We start from the raw sequence: 19,457 nt of genomic DNA on the forward strand, positions 1-19,457 counted from the left end.
GTACAGGACAATCAACAAGACAATGGCGACCCTCCTCGTATTGCACGGGCCGAATCTGAACCTGCTGGGCACCCGCGAGCCCGGCACCTACGGTTCGACCACCCTCGGGCAGATCAACCAGGACCTCGAGCGCCGCGCCCGCGAAGCCGGCCACCACCTGCTGCATCTGCAAAGCAACGCCGAATACGAACTGATCGACCGGATCCATGCCGCGCGCGACGAAGGCGTGGACTTCATCATCATCAATCCGGCGGCATTCACCCATACCAGCGTCGCGTTACGTGACGCGCTGCTTGCGGTGAGCATCCCATTCATCGAAGTGCACCTGTCGAACGTGCACAAACGTGAACCTTTCCGGCATCACTCCTACTTCTCCGACGTGGCGGTAGGGGTGATCTGCGGTCTCGGCGCCACAGGCTACCGCCTGGCCCTGGAATCCGCCCTTGAACAACTTCAACGCCCCTGACCTCACTGGGAGTGCTAGCGCTAATGGACATTCGTAAAGTCAAGAAACTGATCGAGCTGCTGGAAGAGTCCGGTATCGACGAGCTGGAAATCCGCGAAGGCGAAGAGTCGGTACGCATCAGCCGCCACAGCAAGACCGCCGCCCAGCCGGTGTACGCACAGGCTCCGGCCTTCGCCGCTCCGGTCGCCGCGCCGGCGCCGGCAGCCGCCGCTCCGGCCGCCGCTGCCGCGGAAAGCGCCCCGGCCGCTCCGAAGCTGAACGGCAACGTGGTTCGCTCGCCGATGGTCGGCACCTTCTACCGCGCCGCCTCGCCGACCTCGGCCAACTTCGTCGAAGTCGGCCAGAGCGTGAAGAAAGGCGACATCCTGTGCATCGTCGAAGCCATGAAGATGATGAACCACATCGAAGCCGAAATTAGCGGCACCATCGAGTCGATCCTGGTGGAGAACGGCCAGCCGGTTGAGTTCGACCAGCCGCTGTTCACCATCGTCTAAGCCGCGGGGAACCTGCGATGTTGGAAAAAGTGCTGATCGCCAACCGCGGCGAAATCGCCTTGCGCATCCTTCGCGCATGCAAGGAGCTGGGGATCAAGACGGTGGCGGTACACTCCACCGCCGACCGCGAGTTGATGCACCTGTCGCTCGCCGACGAATCGGTGTGCATCGGTCCGGCCCCGGCCACCCAGTCGTACCTGCAGATCCCGGCGATCATCGCCGCGGCCGAGGTCACCGGCGCCACCGCGATCCACCCCGGCTACGGCTTCCTCGCCGAGAACGCCGACTTCGCCGAGCAGATCGAACGCTCCGGCTTCACCTTCGTCGGCCCGACCGCCGAGGTGATCCGCCTGATGGGCGACAAGGTCTCGGCCAAGGACGCCATGAAGCGCGCCGGCGTCCCCACCGTGCCGGGCTCCGACGGCCCGCTGCCGGAAGATGAAGAGACCGCCCTGGCGATCGCCCGCGAGGTCGGCTACCCGGTGATCATCAAGGCCGCCGGCGGCGGCGGTGGGCGCGGCATGCGCGTGGTCTACGACGAATCCGAGCTGATCAAGTCGGCCAAGCTGACCCGCACCGAGGCCGGCGCGGCGTTCGGCAACCCGATGGTCTACCTGGAGAAGTTCCTGACCAACCCGCGCCACGTGGAAGTCCAGGTGCTTTCCGACGGCCAGGGCAACGCCATCCACCTCGGCGACCGCGACTGCTCCCTGCAGCGCCGCCACCAGAAGGTGATCGAAGAGGCGCCGGCCCCCGGCATCGACGAGAAGGCCCGCCAGGAAGTCTTCGCCCGCTGCGTCCAGGCCTGCATCGAGATCGGCTACCGCGGCGCCGGCACCTTCGAGTTCCTCTACGAGAACGGCCGCTTCTACTTCATCGAGATGAACACTCGCGTGCAGGTGGAGCACCCGGTATCGGAGATGGTCACCGGTGTCGACATCGTCAAGGAGATGCTGCGCATCGCCTCCGGCGAGAAGCTCTCGATCCGCCAGGAGGACGTGGTCATCCGCGGCCATGCGCTGGAATGCCGGATCAACGCCGAAGACCCGAAGACCTTCATGCCCAGCCCGGGCAAGGTCAAGCACTTCCACGCCCCCGGCGGCAACGGCGTGCGCGTCGACTCGCACCTCTACAGCGGCTACAGCGTACCGCCGAACTACGACTCGCTGGTCGGCAAGGTCATCACCTACGGTGCCGACCGCGACGAGGCGCTGGCGCGGATGCGCAATGCCCTGGACGAGTTGATCGTCGACGGTATCAAGACCAATACCGAACTGCACAAGGACCTGGTGCGCGACGCCGCCTTCTGCAAGGGCGGGGTGAACATCCACTACCTGGAGAAGAAACTGGGTATGGACAAGCACTGATCCGTCAGTCGCTGCGCACAAGGGCTGCCTCCGGGCGGCCCTTGTCGTTTCCGCCTGCCGGCCGCCCCAACGGTGCTATCCTCGTCGCCCCTCCACCACCGGACTCCTGCATGGAACGCATCCGCCGCTGGTACCGCCAATCGCTGGCCGCCGCGACCGAGGCCGCGACCTGCTTCGCCCTGGGTTTCAGGGAAAGCCTGCAACCCGCCGCACTCTTCCGCTCCGCGAGCCTGTGCATTCTCGTCAGCGTGCTGTGCACCTGGCTGTTCGTGCATTTCTTCGAACCGATCATCCGCCTCTGCGGCTGGGCCGCGCTGTACACGGCATTCAGCGTGGCCAACTTCGCCCTGATCCCCAGCGGCTCGCTGATCGAGGCCGGCAGCGGTGGCCCGTACTTCGATCCGCTGGCGGCCTTCAACGGCCTGGCGGGACTGGCGCAACTGGCGTTCTATTTCGTCGGCTATGCCGCGCTGTTCTTCGTCGCCCTGTACGCCGCCAGCATCGTCTTCGGCATCCGCCTGGGCCTACGCATCGGCCTGCTCGGACAACTGAAGGAACAGGTCCGCCAACGCTACCCGCGACTGGCACCTGCCTCCGGCGAAAGGATCTCGCTGTGGCGTGCCGCCGGCTTCCGCCTGGCACCCTGGCTGGGCGTTTCCGGATCGATCCTGGTCGGCCTGCTGGTTCCGCTCTACAACGGTGTACTCCTGCTGCTGGCGCTGGCCTACCTGAACATCCGCTTCCTGCTGCCCGCCACGCTGGCCGGGCTGGCCGATGCCGGCGAGCAGCTCGCCGTGCTTCGTGCTCGCCGCGGCAGCCTGTTGCTGTTCGGCCTGCTGATACTGCTTCTGGCGCTGGTGCCGCTGCTCAACCTGCTGCTGCCGGCGGTGCTCGGCGGCGGTACCTGCCACCTGGCCAATCGCGGCCTGGCGCAACTGCGCGGCGAGGCCACGGCAGAGAGTGGCAGCGCCGGCTAGCCTCAAGTAAGCTTGCGCGGTGGAAAACGGGTCGCCCCTGGGCGGCCCGTTTCGTTTACAGCCGCAACAGAGGTCGCCCCATGCCCTGGTTACAAGTTCGCCTGGCCATCACCCCGGAACAGGCCGAAACCTACGAAGACGCCCTGCTCGAAGTCGGCGCCGTCTCCGTGACCTTCATGGACGCCGAAGACCAGCCGATCTTCGAGCCGGACCTCGGCACCACCCCGCTGTGGTCGCGCACCCACCTGCTGGCGCTGTTCGAAGCGGACATCGACGAGACCGCCCTGCTCGCCCACCTCGCCTTGCTTACCGGCGGCGACCTGCCCGAGCACCATGTCGAGGAAATCGCCGACCAGGATTGGGAGCGCAGCTGGATGGACAACTTCCAGCCGATGCGTTTCGGCCGCCGCCTGTGGATCGTGCCGAGCTGGCACGCCGCCCCCGAGCCGGACGCGGTCAACCTGCTGCTCGATCCGGGCCTGGCCTTCGGCACCGGCACCCACCCGACCACCGCGCTGTGCCTGGAATGGCTCGACGGCCAGGAACTGGCCGGCCGGCAGGTGCTCGACTTCGGCTGCGGCTCGGGAATCCTCGCCATCGCCGCGCTGCTGCTCGGCGCCGAACGGGCGGTCGGCACCGACATCGATCCACAGGCCCTGGAAGCCTCGCGCGACAATGCCTCGCGCAACGGTATCGAGACCGCGCGGTTCCCGGTCTACCTGCCGGCGGAGCTGCCGCAGCGACAGGCCGACGTGCTGGTCGCCAATATCCTCGCCGGCCCGCTGGTTTCCCTCGCCCCGCAACTGACCGGCCTGGTACGTCCCGGCGGCCTGCTGGCGCTGTCCGGCATCCTCGCCGAGCAGGCCGAGGAGGTCCGCGCGGCCTACTCCGCACACTTCGATCTCGACCCGACCGCCGAGCGCGAAGGCTGGATCCGCATCAGCGGCCGCCGCCGCGCCGATTGATGGCGCACCGCCAGCCACCACTGATCCCGCCCCACTGCCTTCGTGCAAGAAGCTTGGGGTAGACTAGCCGCCGGATTTTTCCTACGGATCGCCGCATGAGCGAAAGCGTCATCACCCAATGTCCCCATTGCAGCACCAGTTTCCGCGTCAACGACGCGCAACTGGGCGCCGCCAATGGCGCGGTCCGCTGCGGCACCTGCCTGAAAGTCTTCAACGCCCTGCAACACCAGGTCGGTGGCGCGCCGCGCGCGAACGCTCCTTCGGCAGCCGAAGCGAAGCCGGCCGCCGCTCCGCCACCCGCGCCCAGCGTCGCGGCCGCCACCTCGGCCGCGCCCCCGGCAGCGCGCCCGCGCGACGAAACCCTGTGGATCCATGACGACCTCGACCTGGACAGCCTCAACCTCGACGAGGAACTGGCCAAGCTCGACGAATTCGAGCTGAACCAGGAGTTCTCCAGCATCGAGAAGGCCCCGCGACCGGCGGAGAGCCTGCTGGCGCGCCGCGACGACGAACGCGATCCACACGACGAACGCTGGGCCGAGGCGCTGATCGCCGATGCCGAACCGGCCCAGCCGGCGCGCGGCAACCCGCGCCAGGAACCGAGCCTCGGCGAACCGCTGGCGGAAGAGCGGGTATCCTTCGTGCCGCTGCGCCGCGCCGAGGATCCGCCGGAACTTCGCCTCAGCCTCGATGAGGACGATGACGACGAGCCCAGCCTCGGCAAGCGCCGCCACGGACTGAGCGCCCTGGATGAAGACGACGAGGAAAGCGCCGAGGAACAGTCCGTCGCGCCCCTGGGCAGCGCCCGCAAGCCGGACGAGGCGCCGGTCGAGAGTCTCGACCAGTTGCGCGACGAGCCGCTGCAACTGGCCTGGGAGAAGCCCCGGCGCCAATGGCCGCGGCGTCTCGGCTGGCTGCTGCTGATCCTGCTGGCGCTGGGCGGTCTCGCCGCTCAGTACGTCGCCTACCATTTCGACGAGCTGGCGCGCCAGGACGCCTATCGCCCCTGGTTCGCCCAGCTCTGCCCGGAAATCGGCTGCACCCTTCCCTCCAAGGTCGACGTGGAGCAGATCAGGAGCAGCAACCTGGTGGTCCGCAGCCATCCCGAATTCAGCGGCGCGCTGGTGGTCGACGCGATCATCTACAACCGCGCCAGCTTCTCGCAGCCGTTCCCGCTGCTGGAACTGCGCTTCGCCGACCTCAACGGCCACCTCATCGCCAATCGCCGCTTCAAGCCCGGCGAGTACCTCGGCGGCGAGCTGGCCGGACGAACGGAAATGCCACCGCAGGTACCGATCCACGTGTCGCTGGACATCCTCGACCCGGGTCCGAAGGCGGTGAACTACAGCCTGAGCTTCCATTCCCCGGAGTGACCGGAAAGACCTCGCCGGTCGCCGCCGGGCCGCTACGCCCACCCGCTCGCGCGGAGCGCCAGGCGCAAGTGCCGCTCGTCTTCCAACTGTAAGAACTAAGGAATCGGCTGTTCAGAATTTATCCAAAACAGCCTTTATCCGGTCATCCAGAGCGGGTATCATGCCCTCCCTTTTTTCGCAGCACCGCAAGACAGGGAAGCCCCATGTCGGTGGTACGCATCGGCCCATATACACTGCCCAACAGACTGATCCTCGCGCCGATGGCCGGGGTGACCGATCGTCCGTTCCGTCAGCTTTGCCGTCGCCTTGGCGCCGGGATGGTGGTATCGGAGATGGTGACCAGCGACGTCCGCCTGTGGAACAGCCGCAAGTCGCGCCTGCGCCTGATCCACGATGGCGAGGACGAGCCGCGCTCGGTGCAGATCGCCGGCGGCGATCCGGCCATGCTGGCCGAGGCCGCGCAGCGCAATGTGGAACTCGGTGCGCAGATCATCGACATCAACATGGGCTGCCCGGCGAAGAAGGTATGCAACAAGGCAGCGGGGTCCGCCCTGCTGCGGGACGAGGCGCTGGTCGCCGAGATCCTCGATGCCGTGGTCAGGGCGGTCGACGTACCGGTCACCCTGAAGATCCGGACCGGCTGGGACCGGGACAACCGTAACGGCGTCAGCGTCGCGAGGCTCGCCGAACAGGCGGGGATCCAGGCTCTTGCGGTACATGGCCGGACCCGCGCCGACCTGTACACCGGGGAGGCGGAGTACGAGACCATCGCGGCGATCAAGCAGGCCGTGTCGATACCGGTGTTCGCCAATGGCGACATCGATTCGCCGGAGAAGGCCAGGAAAGTCATCGAGCAGACCGGGGTGGATGCCCTGCTGATCGGTCGGGCCGCCCAGGGAAGACCGTGGATTTTCCGCGAGATCGACCATTACCTGCGGACCGGCGAGCACCTGCCGGCGGCGCCGCTTCCCGAAGTGCAGAGCATCCTGCTCGAACACCTCGCGGAGCTGCACCTTTTTTATGGGGAAGAAATGGGTGTGCGGATCGCCCGCAAGCATGTGGGGTGGTATCTCGCGACTCTGCCGGGCGCAAGGGAATTCCGCGCCCAGTTCAATCGTTTGCAGGACACGGATGCGCAGTGCGCCAGCGTCAGGCAGTTCTTCGCCGAGCGCCAGAACAACGGAACAGGGGTGGCCGCATGACAACGATGACGACCGAGACTTTAGTGAGTGGAACAACGCCCGTGAGCGACAACGCCAACCTGAAACAGCACCTCACCACGCCGACGCAAGAAGGGCAGACCCTGCGCGACAGCGTGGAGAAGGCATTGCACAACTACTTCGCCCACCTCGAAGGGCAGCCGGTCACGGACGTTTACAACATGGTGCTCTGCGAAGTCGAAGCGCCGCTGCTGGAAACCGTCATGAACCACGTCAAGGGGAACCAGACCAAGGCCTCCGAGCTGCTCGGCCTGAACCGCGGGACCCTGCGCAAGAAACTCAAGCAATACGACCTTCTTTAAGAGCGGCGGCGGGCTCCGGCCAAGGGCGCGCGTCCCGGCCGGCACCCGCGGCCGGAAGCCAGCCCTCAGGACCCTTGCAATGACCGACCAAACCACCCGCCTGCCCATCCGCCGCGCGCTGATCAGCGTTTCCGACAAGACCGGCGTCGTCGACTTCGCCCGTGAGCTGGTCGCCCTCGGCGTGGAAATCCTTTCCACCGGCGGCACCTACAAGCTGCTCCGGGACAACGGCATCGCCGCCGTGGAAGTGGCCGACTACACCGGCTTCCCGGAAATGATGGACGGTCGGGTGAAGACCCTGCACCCGAAGGTGCATGGCGGTATCCTCGGTCGCCGCGACCTGGACGGCGCGGTCATGGAGCAGCACGGCATCAAGCCGATCGACCTGGTGGCGGTCAACCTGTATCCCTTCGAGGCCACGGTGGCCAGGCCCGACTGCGACCTGCCTACCGCCATCGAGAACATCGACATCGGCGGGCCGACCATGGTCCGTTCGGCGGCGAAGAACCACAAGGATGTCGCCATCGTGGTCAATGCCGGCGACTACGCCGCCGTGATCGAATCCCTCAAGGCCGGCGGCCTGACCTACGCCCAGCGTTTCGACCTGGCCCTCAAGGCGTTCGAGCACACCTCCGCCTACGACGGCATGATCGCCAACTACCTGGGTACCATCGACCAGACCCGCGACACCCTCGGCACCGCCGACCGCGGCGCCTTCCCGCGCACCTTCAACAGCCAGTTCGTCAAGGCCCAGGAAATGCGCTACGGCGAGAACCCGCACCAGAGCGCGGCGTTCTACGTCGAGGCGAAGAAGGGCGAGGCCAGCGTCTCCACCGCCATCCAGTTGCAAGGCAAGGAGTTGTCGTTCAACAACGTCGCCGACACCGACGCCGCCCTGGAATGCGTGAAGAGCTTCCTCAAGCCGGCCTGCGTGATCGTCAAGCATGCCAACCCCTGCGGCGTCGCCGTGGTGCCGGAAGACGAAGGCGGCATCCGCAAGGCCTACGACCTGGCCTACGCCACCGATAGCGAATCGGCGTTCGGCGGCATCATCGCCTTCAACCGCGAGCTGGACGGCGAAACCGCCAAGGCCATCGTCGAGCGCCAGTTCGTCGAGGTGATCATCGCGCCGAAGATTTCCGCCGCCGCCCGCGAGGTGGTCGCCGCCAAGGCCAACGTACGCCTGCTCGAATGCGGCGAATGGCCAGCCGAGCGCGCCCCGGGCTGGGACTTCAAGCGGGTCAACGGCGGCCTGCTGGTACAGAGCCGCGACATCGGCATGATCAAGGCCGAGGACCTGAAGATCGTCACTCGCCGCGCGCCCACCGAGCAGGAGATCCACGACCTGATCTTCGCCTGGAAGGTGGCCAAGTTCGTCAAGTCCAACGCCATCGTCTACGCCAGGAACCGCCAGACCGTCGGCGTCGGCGCCGGCCAGATGAGCCGGGTCAACTCCGCACGGATCGCCGCGATCAAGGCCGAGCACGCTGGCCTGGAAGTGAAAGGCGCGGTGATGGCTTCCGACGCCTTCTTCCCGTTCCGCGACGGCATCGACAACGCGGCCAAGGCCGGCATCACCGCGGTGATCCAGCCGGGCGGCTCGATGCGCGACAGCGAAGTGATCGCGGCGGCCGACGAGGCGGATATCGCGATGGTGTTCACTGGCATGCGCCATTTCCGCCATTGAGTATCACGGCGGCTGAGCGCGATGCGGTCAGCCGCCCTACCCACGAATTTCACGCAGGGCGGATAACGCGGCGCGTTACCCGCCGTTGCGCCAGGAGAACCCCATGAACGTACTCATCATCGGCAGCGGCGGTCGTGAACATGCCCTGGCCTGGAAAGTCGCCCAGGACCCGCGCGTGGCGAAGGTCTTCGTCGCCCCGGGCAACGCCGGCACCGCCACCGAAGCCAAGTGCGAGAACGTCGCCATCGACGTGCTGGCCCTGGAGCAACTGGCCGACTTCGCCGCGAAGAACGTCCAGTTGACCATCGTCGGTCCCGAGGCGCCGCTGGTGGCAGGCGTGGTCGACCTGTTCCGTGAGCGCGGCCTGGATATCTTCGGCCCGACCGCCGGCGCCGCCCAGCTGGAAGGCTCGAAGGCCTTCACCAAGGACTTCCTCGCCCGCCACCGGATCCCCACCGCCGCCTATCGCAACTTCACCGAGGTCGAGTCGGCCCTGGCCTACCTGCGCGAGCAGGGCGCACCCATCGTCATCAAGGCCGATGGCCTGGCCGCGGGCAAGGGCGTGATCGTCGCCATGAACCTGGACGAAGCCGAAGCCGCCGTGCGCGACATGCTCGCCGGCAATGCCTTCGGCGACGCCGGCTCGCGCGTGGTGATCGAGGAGTTCCTCGATGGCGAGGAGGCCAGCTTCATCGTCATGGTCGACGGCCAGAACGTGCTGCCGATGGCCACCAGCCAGGACCACAAGCGCGTCGGCGATGGCGACAGCGGGCCGAACACCGGCGGCATGGGCGCCTACTCGCCGGCCCCGGTGGTCACCGCCGAGGTCCACCAGCGGGTGCTGGACGAAGTGATCTACCCGACGGTGCGCGGCATGGCCGAGGAAGGCAACGTCTATACCGGCTTCCTCTATGCCGGCCTGATGATCGACAAGAGCGGCGCGCCCAAGGTCATCGAATTCAACTGCCGCTTCGGCGATCCGGAAACCCAGCCGATCATGGTCCGCCTGGAGTCATCCCTGGTCCTGCTGGTCGAGGCCGCCCTGGCCAAGGCGCTGGACAAGGTCGAGGCGACCTGGGACCCGCGTCCGACCGTTGGCGTGGTGCTGGCCGCCGGCGGCTATCCGGGCGACTACGCCAAGGGCGAGGTCATCGAAGGCCTGGCCGAGGCCGCCGCGCTGGACGGCAAGGTGTTCCACGCCGGCACCGCGCTGAAGGATGGCCAGGTGGTCACCTCCGGAGGCCGCGTTCTCTGCGCCACCGCCATCGGCGAGAGCGTATCCGCCGCCCAGCAACAGGCCTATCGCCTGGCCGAGAAGATCCGCTGGAACGGCTGCTTCTACCGCAAGGACATCGGCTACCGTGCCATCGCCCGCGAGCGCGGCGAGTCCTGACCGGGCCCGCGGCCGCGGGCGCCGCACGGCGCTTCCGCGGCCTATGCCGTTGCCACGGCCACTTGGCTATAATCCGGCCATTCACCTTCGAAGGGACTTCGCCGTGGTACGGCTTCGGATCGCCATAGGACTACTCGTCAGCTTCCTGCTGCTTCTGCTCGGTCCGATGTCGCCGGCGGTCGCGGACGACGCCGGCGTTTCCAGCGTTCCCCTGCAAACCACCGCCACTACTCCCAGCGCCAACCAGAACTGGCGCCTGCTGCGCGACGAGAGCGCGCAACTGCGGATCGCCGACGTCCTCCAGCGCAAGGAGCAGTTCCGCCCGCTGGCCAAGCGCTCCTTCATCTTCCCCGCCAGCCCCCAGGCGGTCTGGCTGCAGGTCCAGCTTCCCGCGCAGAAGGTGCCGAGCTGGCTGTGGATCTTCGCCCCGCGGGTGCAGTATCTGGACTACTACCTGGTGCAGGACGGCCAACTGGTGCGGGATCAGCACACCGGCGAGTCGCGACCGTTCCAGGAGCGCCCGCTGCCCTCGCGCTCCTACCTGTTCTCGCTGCCGGTCGACGGCAAGCCGATGACCCTGTACGTGCGGATGACCTCCAACCATCCACTGATGGCCTGGTTCGACCAGATCGACGAAGCCGGCCTGGTCGGCCTGGAGAAGCCCGCCTACGCCTTCGGCATGCTGCTCGGCGGCATGCTCCTGCTGCTGATGTACAACCTGATCCGCTTCGCCTACTCGCGCAGCGCCAGCAGCCTGTGGCTGGCGGCGGTGCACGCGGCGCTGGCGGTCTGCGCCGCGGCGAACCTGGGGCTGGTGGCGTTCTGGCTGCCGGGACTCAAGTTCAACCAGTCGCTGACCGCCGACCTCGGCGCCCTCGGCGCCGCGGTGAGCCTGCTGTGGTTCGCCTGCAGCTTCTTCCGCGGCACTGCGGAAAGCCGCCTGAACCGCCTCCTGCAAGGCGAGGCGCTGTTGATCCTGGCGGTCGGCGCGATCATCGCCTTCACCCAGCAACTCTGGTTCAGCTGGCTGATCTACCTGCTGGTGATCCTCAGTTCGCTCAGCGTCCCGCTGGTCGCGGCCTGGCACTGGTATCGCGGCTACCAGCCGGCGCGCCTGATCGTTGCCGGGATGATCGTGTTCAACGCCGGCTTCATGGTGTTCCTGCCGGTGCTGTTCGGCACCAAGCAACTCGATCCGGGCTGGCTGGTGCTCGGCGTGTTCAGCTTCGCCACCCTCGCCGGGCTGGTCCTGAGCGTCTCGCTCACCGAACGCCAGCGACTGATCCAGCAGCTCAACCTGCAACAGCGCACCAGCGAGGCGGCGCACACCGCGGAATTGCAGACCAAGGCCGAGTTCCTGGCCAAGATCAGCCACGAGATCCGCACGCCCATGAACGGCGTGCTGGGCATGACCGAACTGCTCCTCGGCACCCCGTTGTCGGCGAAGCAGCGCGACTACGTGCAGACCATCCACAGCGCCGGCAACGAGTTGCTCACGCTGATCAACGAGATCCTCGACATCTCCAAGCTGGAGTCCGGGCAGATCGAGCTGGACGAAGTGCAGTTCGACCTCAACGCGCTGATCGAGGACTGCCTGGATATCTTCCGGGTCAAGGCCGAGCAGCAGCGCATCGAGCTGATCAGCTTCACCCAACCGCAGGTGCCGAGGGTCATCGGCGGCGATCCGACGCGCCTGCGCCAGGTGGTCCTGAGCCTGCTGGACAACGCGTTCAAGCAGACCGAGGAAGGCGAGATCCTGCTGGTGGTGGCCCTCGACGACCAGGGCGAGACACCGCGCCTGCGCATCGCCGTGCAGGACAGCGGCCACCCGTTCGACGCCAAGGAGCGCGAGGCGCTGCTCACCGCCGAGCTGCACAGCGGCGACTTCCTTTCCGCCAGCAAGCTCGGCAGCCACCTCGGCCTGATCATCGCCCGCCAACTGGTGCGGCTGATGGGCGGGGAGTTCGGCATCCAGTCCGGCAGCAGCCAGGGCACCACCCTGTCGCTGACCCTGCCGCTCGACCCGCAGCAGTTGGAGAACCCCACCGCCGACCTCGACGGCCCGCTGCAGGGCGCCCGGCTGCTGGTGGTGGACGACAACGAAACCTGCCGCAAGGTGCTGGTGCAGCAGTGCAGCGGCTGGGGCCTGAACGTCAGCGCGGTGTCGTCCGGCAAGGAGGCGCTGGCCCAGTTGCGCACCAAGGCGCACCTGCGCGAGTACTTCGACGTGGTCCTGCTCGACCAGGACATGCCCGGCATGACCGGCATGCAACTGGCGGCGAAGATCAAGGAAGACCCCAACCTCAACCACGACATCCTGCTGATCATGCTCACCGGGATCAGCAACGCGCCGAGCAAGATCATCGCCCGCAACGCCGGGATCAAGCGCATCCTGGCCAAGCCGGTGGCCGGCTACACGCTGAAGGCGACCCTCGCCGACGAACTCGCCCAGCGCGGCGTCAGCGGCGTCACCAACTACCTGCAACCGGCCAAGGAAGCGCAGGCGCCGAGCCTGCCGAGCGACTTCCGGATCCTCGTCGCCGAGGACAACAGCATCTCCACCAAGGTCATCCGCGGCATGTTGAACAAGCTCAACCTCCAGCCGGACACCGCCAGCAACGGCCAGGAGGCGCTCAGCGCGATGAAGGCGACCCAGTACGACCTGGTGCTGATGGACTGCGAGATGCCGGTTCTCGACGGCTTCTCCGCCACCGAGCAGCTCCGCGCCTGGGAAGCCCACGAACAGCGCCCGCATACCCCGGTGGTGGCGCTCACCGCGCACATCCTCAGCGAGCACAAGGAACGCGCGCGGCTGGTCGGCATGGACGGGCACATGGCCAAGCCGGTGGAGCTGTCGCAATTGCGCGAGCTGATCGCCTACTGGGTCGGCGAACGCGACCGCCGCCGCCAGGGCGACGCCCTGCCCTCCTGAGGACAGCGACGTACTCCGGCGCTGCACCCGGCCTCCGCCACGGCGGATAACCGCACGCGGTTATTCGCCCTACGCCCCGGTGGTCCCGCCCCTGTAGGGCGCATGACGCCAACGGCGTTATCCGCCGACATCCGGCCTCGTTGTCACATGCCACGCGAACCGGCATATTGCCAACCCGCCGGACATCGCACCGGCCCGTCGCACGCTATGCTCATGCCCACCCCCGGACCGGAAGCGCCTCCATGCATTTGCTGTTCAGCGTCTACCTGAAGATGCTGGTGCTCTATAGCCCCTTCTTCGTGCTGTCCTGCTTCATCAGCCTCAGCCGCGGCTTCGGCCCGCGCGACCGCAAGCGCATGGCCTGGCGGGTGGCCCTGGCGGCGCTGATCGCCAGCGTCGCGCTGTACCTGTTCGGCCGCTACATCTTCATCCTCTTCGGTATCACCGCCGACGCCTTCCGCATCGGCGCCGGCAGCGTGCTGTTCATCTCCGCGCTGGGCATGGCCCAGGGCCGCGCGGCGGTGCAGAGCGACAACGTGCAGCAGGACGTGACCATCGTCCCGCTGACCATTCCTCTCACCGTCGGCCCCGGGACCATCGGCGCGCTGCTGGTGATGGGCGTCGGCCAGGGCTGGGAGGCCAAGCTGATCTCCCTGGTGGCGATCTTCCTCGCCTGCCTGACCCTCGGCACCACGCTCTATCTTTCCGACCGCATCGAACGCCTGCTTGGCGACCAGGGCCTGCAGATCGTCAGTCGCCTGATGGGTCTGTTCGTCTGCGCGCTGGCGGCGCAGATCATCGTCACCGGCCTGAAGGGTTCGCTGTTCCCAGGCTGAGCGCACCAGCCTGAGGCGGACACCCTGGATGCCGCGCCCTGACGCACCGCGGTGGTGCCCGGGCGAAGCGGCGGCGCTCCCATGGACGCGCCGCCGGCGGTAGGGAGGGAGGTCAGCGCGACGCCTCCCCATCCGGAACCCACGGCCCCTTCTCCGTCGATATCCGGCGAAAACCCGTTGAAAACGCCGCCTTCACCGGCATAGCCAGGCCTGCTTGGCATGCTTCCCCGGCGACTCGCGGCGCCTTTTCGCCGACCGATACCGGCCAGCGCCAAGAAGAGGCACAGCCTTTGCTCTGGAGCCTCGACGAAGAGATCCAGGCCGCAGTGCGCACCCCGCCGTCCACCGGACGGATGCCCGACGACAAGCACGACGCCTCCTGAAAACTGCCGCCCCGACCGCTGGTGAATGGAGAACAACACCAATGAAACGTCGCAGTCTGCTCAAGGCCTTCACGCTGTCCGCGTCCATCGCTTCCATGGGCCTGTCCTGGTCCATCCAGGCCGCCGAAACCATCAAGGTCGGCATCCTTCACTCGCTGTCCGGGACCATGGCGATCTCCGAGACCTCGCTGAAGGACATGGCCCTGATGACCATCGACGAGATCAACGCCAAGGGCGGGGTCAACGGCAAGAAGCTGGAGGCGGTGGTGGTCGATCCGGCGTCGAACTGGCCGCTGTTCGCGGAAAAGGCCCGCCAGTTGCTGGCCCAGGACAAGGTCGCGGTGGTCTTCGGTTGCTGGACCTCGGTGTCGCGCAAATCGGTGTTGCCGGTATTCGAGGAACTCAACGGATTGCTGTTCTACCCGGTCCAGTACGAGGGCGAGGAACTCTCGCCGAACGTCTTCTATACCGGCGCGGCGCCGAACCAGCAGGCGATCCCGGCGGTGGAGTACCTGATGAGCGAGGACGGCGGCGGTGCCAGGCGCTTCTTCCTGCTCGGCACCGACTATGTCTACCCGCGCACCACCAACAAGATCCTGCGCGCCTTCCTGCACAGCAAGGGCGTGGACGACAAGGACATCCAGGAGGTCTACACGCCATTCGGCCACAGCGACTACCAGACCATCGTCGCCGACATCAAGAAGTTCGCCGCAGGCGGCAAGACCGCGGTGGTCTCCACCGTCAATGGCGACTCCAACGTGCCCTTCTACAAGGAACTGGCCAACCAGGGCCTGGAAGCCACCGAGGTGCCGGTGGTGGCCTTCTCCGTAGGCGAGGAAGAACTGCGCGGCATCGACACCAAGCCGCTGGTCGGCAACCTCGCGGCATGGAACTACTTCGAGTCGGTGAGCAATCCGGTCAACGAGAAGTTCGTCGCCGACTGGAAAGCCTACGCCAAGGCGAAGAACCTGCCGAACTACGCCACCGCGGTGACCAACGACCCCATGGAAGCCACCTACGTCGGCATCCATATGTGGGCGCAGGCCGTGGAAAAGGCCGGCAGCACCGAGGTCGACAAGGTTCGCGAGGCGATGGCCGGGCAAAGCTTCAAGGCGCCATCCGGCTACACGCTGGTCATGGACAAGAGCAACCACCACCTGCACAAGCCGGTGATGATCGGCGAGATCCAGGACGACGGCCAGTTCGAAGTGGTCTGGAAGACCCCCGAGCCGCTTCGCGCGCAACCCTGGAGCCCGTTCATCCCGGGCAACGAGAAAAAGCCGGAGCATGCGCTGAAGAGCAACTGAGTTCTGCCGTGAAGAACCCTGCCCCCCTGACCAGGCGTTCCCCTGAACGGAACGGGAACGCTCCGGTCGCGCGCCGAACGGCCCCCTCGCCCTTCAGGGAGAGGGCGGGGGACCGGCCATACCGCACGTCGCCCAGGAACCCCAGCATGCCCCTTGCCCTCCTCACCCGCCCGCTCCATGCCTGTGTCCTGGTCCTGGCCGCCCTTCTCGCGGTGACGGCCTACGCCGGACCGGCGCAGGACTTCGCCGCTGCCGACAACGGCGGTCGCGCCCACCTGCTCGAACACTGGGCGGCGACGCCCGACGCCGGTCGCCTGGCCTTTCTCGAAGCGCTGCGCCACAACCGCATTGCGCTGGACAGCCGCCAGCAGCCATTCCTCCTCGGCGCCGACCAGCGTTTCCAGGCCGCCGAAGGCGACGCCCTGCCGGACGGCGAGCCGAAGCCGCTGCGCCTGAACAATCGCCTGCGCGGCCTGCTCAACACCGCCCTGGCCAGCCACCAGTTGGTGGCCAACGAAGTGCCGCTGCGGCTGGCCGCCGCACAGCAGTTGCAGAAAACCGCCAAGGCCGCGCAACGGCCGCTGCTCGAAGCGCGCCTGCGGATCGAGAGCGACGCTGGCGTGAAGGAAGCCCTCGGCCTGGCCCTGGCCAACCTGCAACTCGGCGATCCCGACCCGGAGCTACGCCTTTCCGCCGTGCGCCTGCTCGGCGAGTCCGGCGATCCGCTGGCGCGAACCCGCCTGGAGAACCTGCTCGACCCGACGGTAGAACCGGAGGAAGGCGTGCGCATCGCCGCCGCCACCAGCCTGGCCCAGGTCAAGCGCCGGCTGCTGGTCGGCGACCTGCTCGGCCAGGCCTTCAGTGGCCTGTCGCTGGGCTCGATCCTGCTGCTCGCGGCGCTCGGCCTGGCGATCACCTACGGCCTGCTCGGGGTGATCAACATGGCCCACGGCGAAATGCTCATGCTCGGCGCCTATTCCACCTATGTGGTGCAACTGCTGTTCCAGCGCCTGGCGCCGGAATGGCTAGCGCTCTACCCGTTACTGGCGCTGCCGGTGGCGTTCTGCGTCAGCGCCGCCATCGGCATGGCCCTGGAGCGCACGGTGATCCGCCATCTCTACGGCCGGCCGCTGGAAACCCTGCTCGCCACCTGGGGCATCAGCCTGGTGCTGATCCAGCTGGTGCGGATGCTGTTCGGCGCGCAGAACGTCGAGGTAGCCAACCCGGCCTGGCTGTCCGGCGGCATCCAGGTGCTGCCGAACCTGGTGCTGCCGTGGAACCGCATCGTCATCATCGGCTTCGCCCTGTTCGTGCTGCTCCTCACCTGGCTGCTGCTGAACCGCACGCGGCTCGGCCTGAACGTCCGCGCGGTGACCCAGAACCGCAACATGGCGGCCTGCTGCGGGGTGCCCACAGGGCGCGTGGACATGCTCGCCTTCGGTCTCGGCTCGGGCATCGCCGGGCTCGGCGGGGTAGCCCTGTCGCAGGTCGGCAACGTCGGCCCGGACCTCGGCCAGGGCTACATCATCGACTCCTTCCTGGTGGTGGTGCTCGGCGGCGTCGGCCAGCTCGCCGGCAGCGTCCTCGCCGCCTTCGGCCTCGGCGTGGCGAACAAGATCCTCGAACCGCAGATCGGCGCGGTGCTGGGCAAGATCCTGATCCTCGCGCTGATCGTCCTGTTCATCCAGAAACGCCCGCAGGGACTGTTCGCCCTGAAAGGGAGGGTCATCGATTGAACCAGCCACTCACCGTCACCCTCGCCCGCCGGGCCGGCGGCCGCGTCACCGCTATCGCGCTCGGCGCAGCCTTCGCCACGCTGCTGGCCATGCCGCTGCTGCACCTGCTGCCGGCGGACAGCGCGCTGCACCTCTCGGCCTACAGCCTGACCCTGACCGGCAAGATCCTCTGCTACGCCATCGTCGCCCTCGCCCTCGACCTGGTCTGGGGCTACGCCGGCCTGCTGTCCCTCGGCCACGGGCTGTTCTTCGCCCTCGGCGGCTACGCCATGGGCATGTACCTGATGCGCCAGGCCTCCGGCGACAGCCTGCCGGCGTTCATGACCTTCCTTTCCTGGAACGAACTGCCCTGGTACTGGGCCGGCACCCAGCACTTCCTCTGGGCGCTGTGCCTGGTGGTGCTGGTGCCCGGCGCGCTGGCCTTCGCCTTCGGCTACTTCGCCTTCCGCTCGCGGATCCGCGGCGTGTACTTCTCGATCATGACCCAGGCCCTGACCTTCGCCGGCATGCTGCTGTTCTTCCGCAACGAGACCGGTTTCGGCGGCAACAACGGCTTCACCGACTTCCGCAGCATCCTCGGCTTCCCGATCACCGCGCCGGGCACCCGCGCCGCCCTGTTCCTCGCCACCGTCGCGCTGCTCGCGGCCAGCCTGCTGCTCGGCTGGCGCCTGGCGCGGAGCAAGTTCGGCCGGGTCCTCACCGCGCTGCGCGACGCCGAGAACCGCCTGATGTTCTGCGGCTACGACCCGCGCGGCTACAAACTCTTCGTCTGGACCCTGAGCGCGGTGCTCTGCGGCCTCGCCGGCGCGCTGTTCGTGCCGCAGGTGGGGATCATCAACCCCAGCGAGATGTCGCCGACCAACTCCATCGAAGCCGCCGTCTGGGTCGCCCTCGGCGGACGCGGCACCCTGCTCGGCCCGCTGCTCGGCGCCGGCGTGGTGAACGGCGCGAAGAGCTGGTTCACCGTGGCCTTCCCGGAATACTGGCTGTTCTTCCTCGGCGCGCTGTTCATCGTCGTCACCCTGTACCTGCCGCGCGGCCTGCTCGGCCTGCTGCGCAAGGAGAAGGAGCAATGAGGACCACCCCGCACCTGATGCTCGAACCGGCCTTCCACCCCGGCCTCGATACCGCCGGCAGCGGCCGCGACGCCATCGGCCTGGGCGCCGCCACCAGCGGCCGACTGGACGCGCGCCACGGCACCATCCTCAGCCTGGAAGACATCAACGTCAGCTTCGACGGCTTCAAGGCCCTGCGCGACCTGACCCTGTACATCGGCGTCGGCGAATTGCGCTGCATCATCGGCCCCAACGGCGCCGGCAAGACCACCCTGATGGACGTGATCACCGGCAAGACCCGCCCGCAGAGCGGTACCGCGTATTTCGGCGACACCCTCGACCTGACCCGCATGAGCGAGGTGCAGATCGCCCAGGCCGGGATCGGCCGCAAGTTCCAGAAGCCCACGGTGTTCGAGGCCCTGAGCGTGTTCGAGAACCTCGAACTGGCGCAGAGGGCCGACAAGTCGGTGTGGGCCAGCCTGCGCGCGCGGCTCGACGGCACGCAGAGGGAACGCATCGAGGAGGTGCTCGCCACCATCCGCCTGCTGGAGTCGCGGCAGCGTCCGGCGGGTTTGCTGTCCCACGGCCAGAAGCAGTTCCTCGAGATCGGCATGCTGCTGGTGCAGGAACCGCAGTTGCTGCTGCTCGACGAGCCGGTGGCGGGCATGACCGATGCCGAGACCGAATTCACCGCCGAGCTGTTCAAGTCCCTGGCGCGCAAGCACTCGCTGATGGTGGTGGAGCACGACATGGGTTTCGTCGGCAGCATCGCCGACCATGTCACCGTGCTGCACCAGGGCCACGTGCTGGCCGAAGGCTCGCTGGCGGAGGTACAGGCCGACGAACAGGTGATCGAGGTCTACCTCGGTCGCTGACGCCAGCCATCCGCTCGGCGGGTAGCGCCTGCCAAGTGGCGCCCGTCGCGTAGGGCGAATGACCGCTCGCGGTTATCCGCCGAGCGAGG

At 67.3% G+C, this 19,457-nt stretch carries 16 protein-coding genes; all 16 read left to right on the top strand.

The annotated features are described in order from the left end of the window. The first annotated feature begins 22 nt into the window (after positions 1–22). The 16 genes from aroQ to urtD all read left to right on the top strand — a co-directional run bounded on the left by aroQ (position 23) and on the right by urtD (position 19,368). Positions 23–466: a type II 3-dehydroquinate dehydratase gene (gene aroQ, locus HMPREF2914_RS19355; protein WP_003095385.1), complete on the top strand. Its 444-nt coding sequence runs from the start codon at positions 23–25 to the stop codon at positions 464–466. Between the two features lie 23 nt (positions 467–489). Continuing rightward, positions 490–960 carry an acetyl-CoA carboxylase biotin carboxyl carrier protein gene (gene accB, locus HMPREF2914_RS19360; RefSeq protein ID WP_023092662.1) on the top strand — a complete coding sequence of 157 codons (471 nt, stop codon included), beginning with the start codon at positions 490–492 and terminating at the stop codon, positions 958–960. A gap of 17 nt (positions 961–977) precedes the next feature. Further along, on the top strand, positions 978–2,327 hold the full coding sequence (accC, locus tag HMPREF2914_RS19365; protein ID WP_003095391.1) for an acetyl-CoA carboxylase biotin carboxylase subunit: 1,350 nt from the start codon (positions 978–980) through the stop codon (positions 2,325–2,327). Positions 2,328–2,437: 110 nt separating this feature from the next. Next, positions 2,438–3,304 (top strand): EI24 domain-containing protein, encoded by an 867-nt coding sequence (locus HMPREF2914_RS19370; RefSeq protein WP_003112326.1) that lies wholly within the window; start codon positions 2,438–2,440, stop codon positions 3,302–3,304. An 80-nt stretch (positions 3,305–3,384) separates the two neighbouring features. Further along, complete coding sequence (prmA, locus tag HMPREF2914_RS19375; protein WP_023092663.1) at positions 3,385–4,269, top strand: 50S ribosomal protein L11 methyltransferase; 885 nt, start codon at positions 3,385–3,387, stop codon at positions 4,267–4,269. A gap of 95 nt (positions 4,270–4,364) precedes the next feature. After that, a complete protein-coding gene (locus tag HMPREF2914_RS19380; RefSeq protein WP_023092664.1) occupies positions 4,365–5,642 on the top strand; it encodes a DUF3426 domain-containing protein in 1,278 nt (425 codons plus the stop codon). 203 nt (positions 5,643–5,845) lie between these two features. Continuing rightward, positions 5,846–6,844, top strand: coding sequence for a tRNA dihydrouridine synthase DusB (gene dusB, locus HMPREF2914_RS19385; protein ID WP_003111229.1), 999 nt, complete (start codon positions 5,846–5,848; stop codon positions 6,842–6,844). Further along, positions 6,841–7,164 carry a DNA-binding transcriptional regulator Fis gene (gene fis / locus HMPREF2914_RS19390; RefSeq protein ID WP_003121116.1) on the top strand — a complete coding sequence of 108 codons (324 nt, stop codon included), beginning with the start codon at positions 6,841–6,843 and terminating at the stop codon, positions 7,162–7,164. Before dusB ends, fis begins: the two co-directional genes overlap by 4 nt. Before the next feature lie 79 nt (positions 7,165–7,243). Beyond that, positions 7,244–8,851, top strand: coding sequence for a bifunctional phosphoribosylaminoimidazolecarboxamide formyltransferase/IMP cyclohydrolase (gene purH / locus HMPREF2914_RS19395; protein ID WP_023092665.1), 1,608 nt, complete (start codon positions 7,244–7,246; stop codon positions 8,849–8,851). 103 nt (positions 8,852–8,954) lie between these two features. Then, entirely contained in the window at positions 8,955–10,244 is a 1,290-nt protein-coding gene (gene purD / locus HMPREF2914_RS19400) for a phosphoribosylamine--glycine ligase (protein WP_023092666.1), read from the top strand. 103 nt (positions 10,245–10,347) lie between these two features. Next, positions 10,348–13,176: a hybrid sensor histidine kinase/response regulator RetS gene (gene retS / locus HMPREF2914_RS19405; protein WP_003111227.1), complete on the top strand. Its 2,829-nt coding sequence runs from the start codon at positions 10,348–10,350 to the stop codon at positions 13,174–13,176. A gap of 242 nt (positions 13,177–13,418) precedes the next feature. Beyond that, on the top strand, positions 13,419–14,012 hold the full coding sequence (locus HMPREF2914_RS19410) for a MarC family protein (RefSeq protein WP_003095417.1): 594 nt from the start codon (positions 13,419–13,421) through the stop codon (positions 14,010–14,012). A 424-nt stretch (positions 14,013–14,436) separates the two neighbouring features. Next, positions 14,437–15,702, top strand: coding sequence for an urea ABC transporter substrate-binding protein (gene urtA / locus HMPREF2914_RS19415; RefSeq protein ID WP_023092667.1), 1,266 nt, complete (start codon positions 14,437–14,439; stop codon positions 15,700–15,702). 146 nt (positions 15,703–15,848) lie between these two features. Continuing rightward, entirely contained in the window at positions 15,849–17,438 is a 1,590-nt protein-coding gene (gene urtB / locus HMPREF2914_RS19420; protein ID WP_023092668.1) for an urea ABC transporter permease subunit UrtB, read from the top strand. Beyond that, positions 17,435–18,514 (top strand): urea ABC transporter permease subunit UrtC, encoded by a 1,080-nt coding sequence (gene urtC, locus HMPREF2914_RS19425; protein WP_003105139.1) that lies wholly within the window; start codon positions 17,435–17,437, stop codon positions 18,512–18,514. The genes urtB and urtC overlap by 4 nt, the downstream gene beginning before the upstream one ends. Beyond that, positions 18,511–19,368, top strand: coding sequence for an urea ABC transporter ATP-binding protein UrtD (gene urtD / locus HMPREF2914_RS19430; protein ID WP_003105136.1), 858 nt, complete (start codon positions 18,511–18,513; stop codon positions 19,366–19,368). Before urtC ends, urtD begins: the two co-directional genes overlap by 4 nt. The last annotated feature ends 89 nt before the right edge of the window (positions 19,369–19,457 follow it).

The organism is Pseudomonas sp. HMSC067G02 (assembly GCF_001813485.1).
Taxonomy (GTDB): Bacteria; Pseudomonadota; Gammaproteobacteria; order Pseudomonadales; family Pseudomonadaceae; genus Pseudomonas; species Pseudomonas aeruginosa.

Coding starts and splice junctions, on each gene's coding strand:
- accB (WP_023092662.1), top strand. CDS start 490: ATGGACATTCGTAAAGTCAAGAAACTGATCGAGCTGCTGGAAGAGTCC.
- HMPREF2914_RS19370 (WP_003112326.1), top strand. CDS start 2,438: ATGGAACGCATCCGCCGCTGGTACCGCCAATCGCTGGCCGCCGCGACC.
- purD (WP_023092666.1), top strand. CDS start 8,955: ATGAACGTACTCATCATCGGCAGCGGCGGTCGTGAACATGCCCTGGCC.
- dusB (WP_003111229.1), top strand. CDS start 5,846: ATGTCGGTGGTACGCATCGGCCCATATACACTGCCCAACAGACTGATC.
- urtA (WP_023092667.1), top strand. CDS start 14,437: ATGAAACGTCGCAGTCTGCTCAAGGCCTTCACGCTGTCCGCGTCCATC.
- purH (WP_023092665.1), top strand. CDS start 7,244: ATGACCGACCAAACCACCCGCCTGCCCATCCGCCGCGCGCTGATCAGC.
- urtB (WP_023092668.1), top strand. CDS start 15,849: ATGCCCCTTGCCCTCCTCACCCGCCCGCTCCATGCCTGTGTCCTGGTC.
- aroQ (WP_003095385.1), top strand. CDS start 23: ATGGCGACCCTCCTCGTATTGCACGGGCCGAATCTGAACCTGCTGGGC.
- urtD (WP_003105136.1), top strand. CDS start 18,511: ATGAGGACCACCCCGCACCTGATGCTCGAACCGGCCTTCCACCCCGGC.
- HMPREF2914_RS19410 (WP_003095417.1), top strand. CDS start 13,419: ATGCATTTGCTGTTCAGCGTCTACCTGAAGATGCTGGTGCTCTATAGC.
- fis (WP_003121116.1), top strand. CDS start 6,841: ATGACAACGATGACGACCGAGACTTTAGTGAGTGGAACAACGCCCGTG.
- prmA (WP_023092663.1), top strand. CDS start 3,385: ATGCCCTGGTTACAAGTTCGCCTGGCCATCACCCCGGAACAGGCCGAA.
- accC (WP_003095391.1), top strand. CDS start 978: ATGTTGGAAAAAGTGCTGATCGCCAACCGCGGCGAAATCGCCTTGCGC.
- HMPREF2914_RS19380 (WP_023092664.1), top strand. CDS start 4,365: ATGAGCGAAAGCGTCATCACCCAATGTCCCCATTGCAGCACCAGTTTC.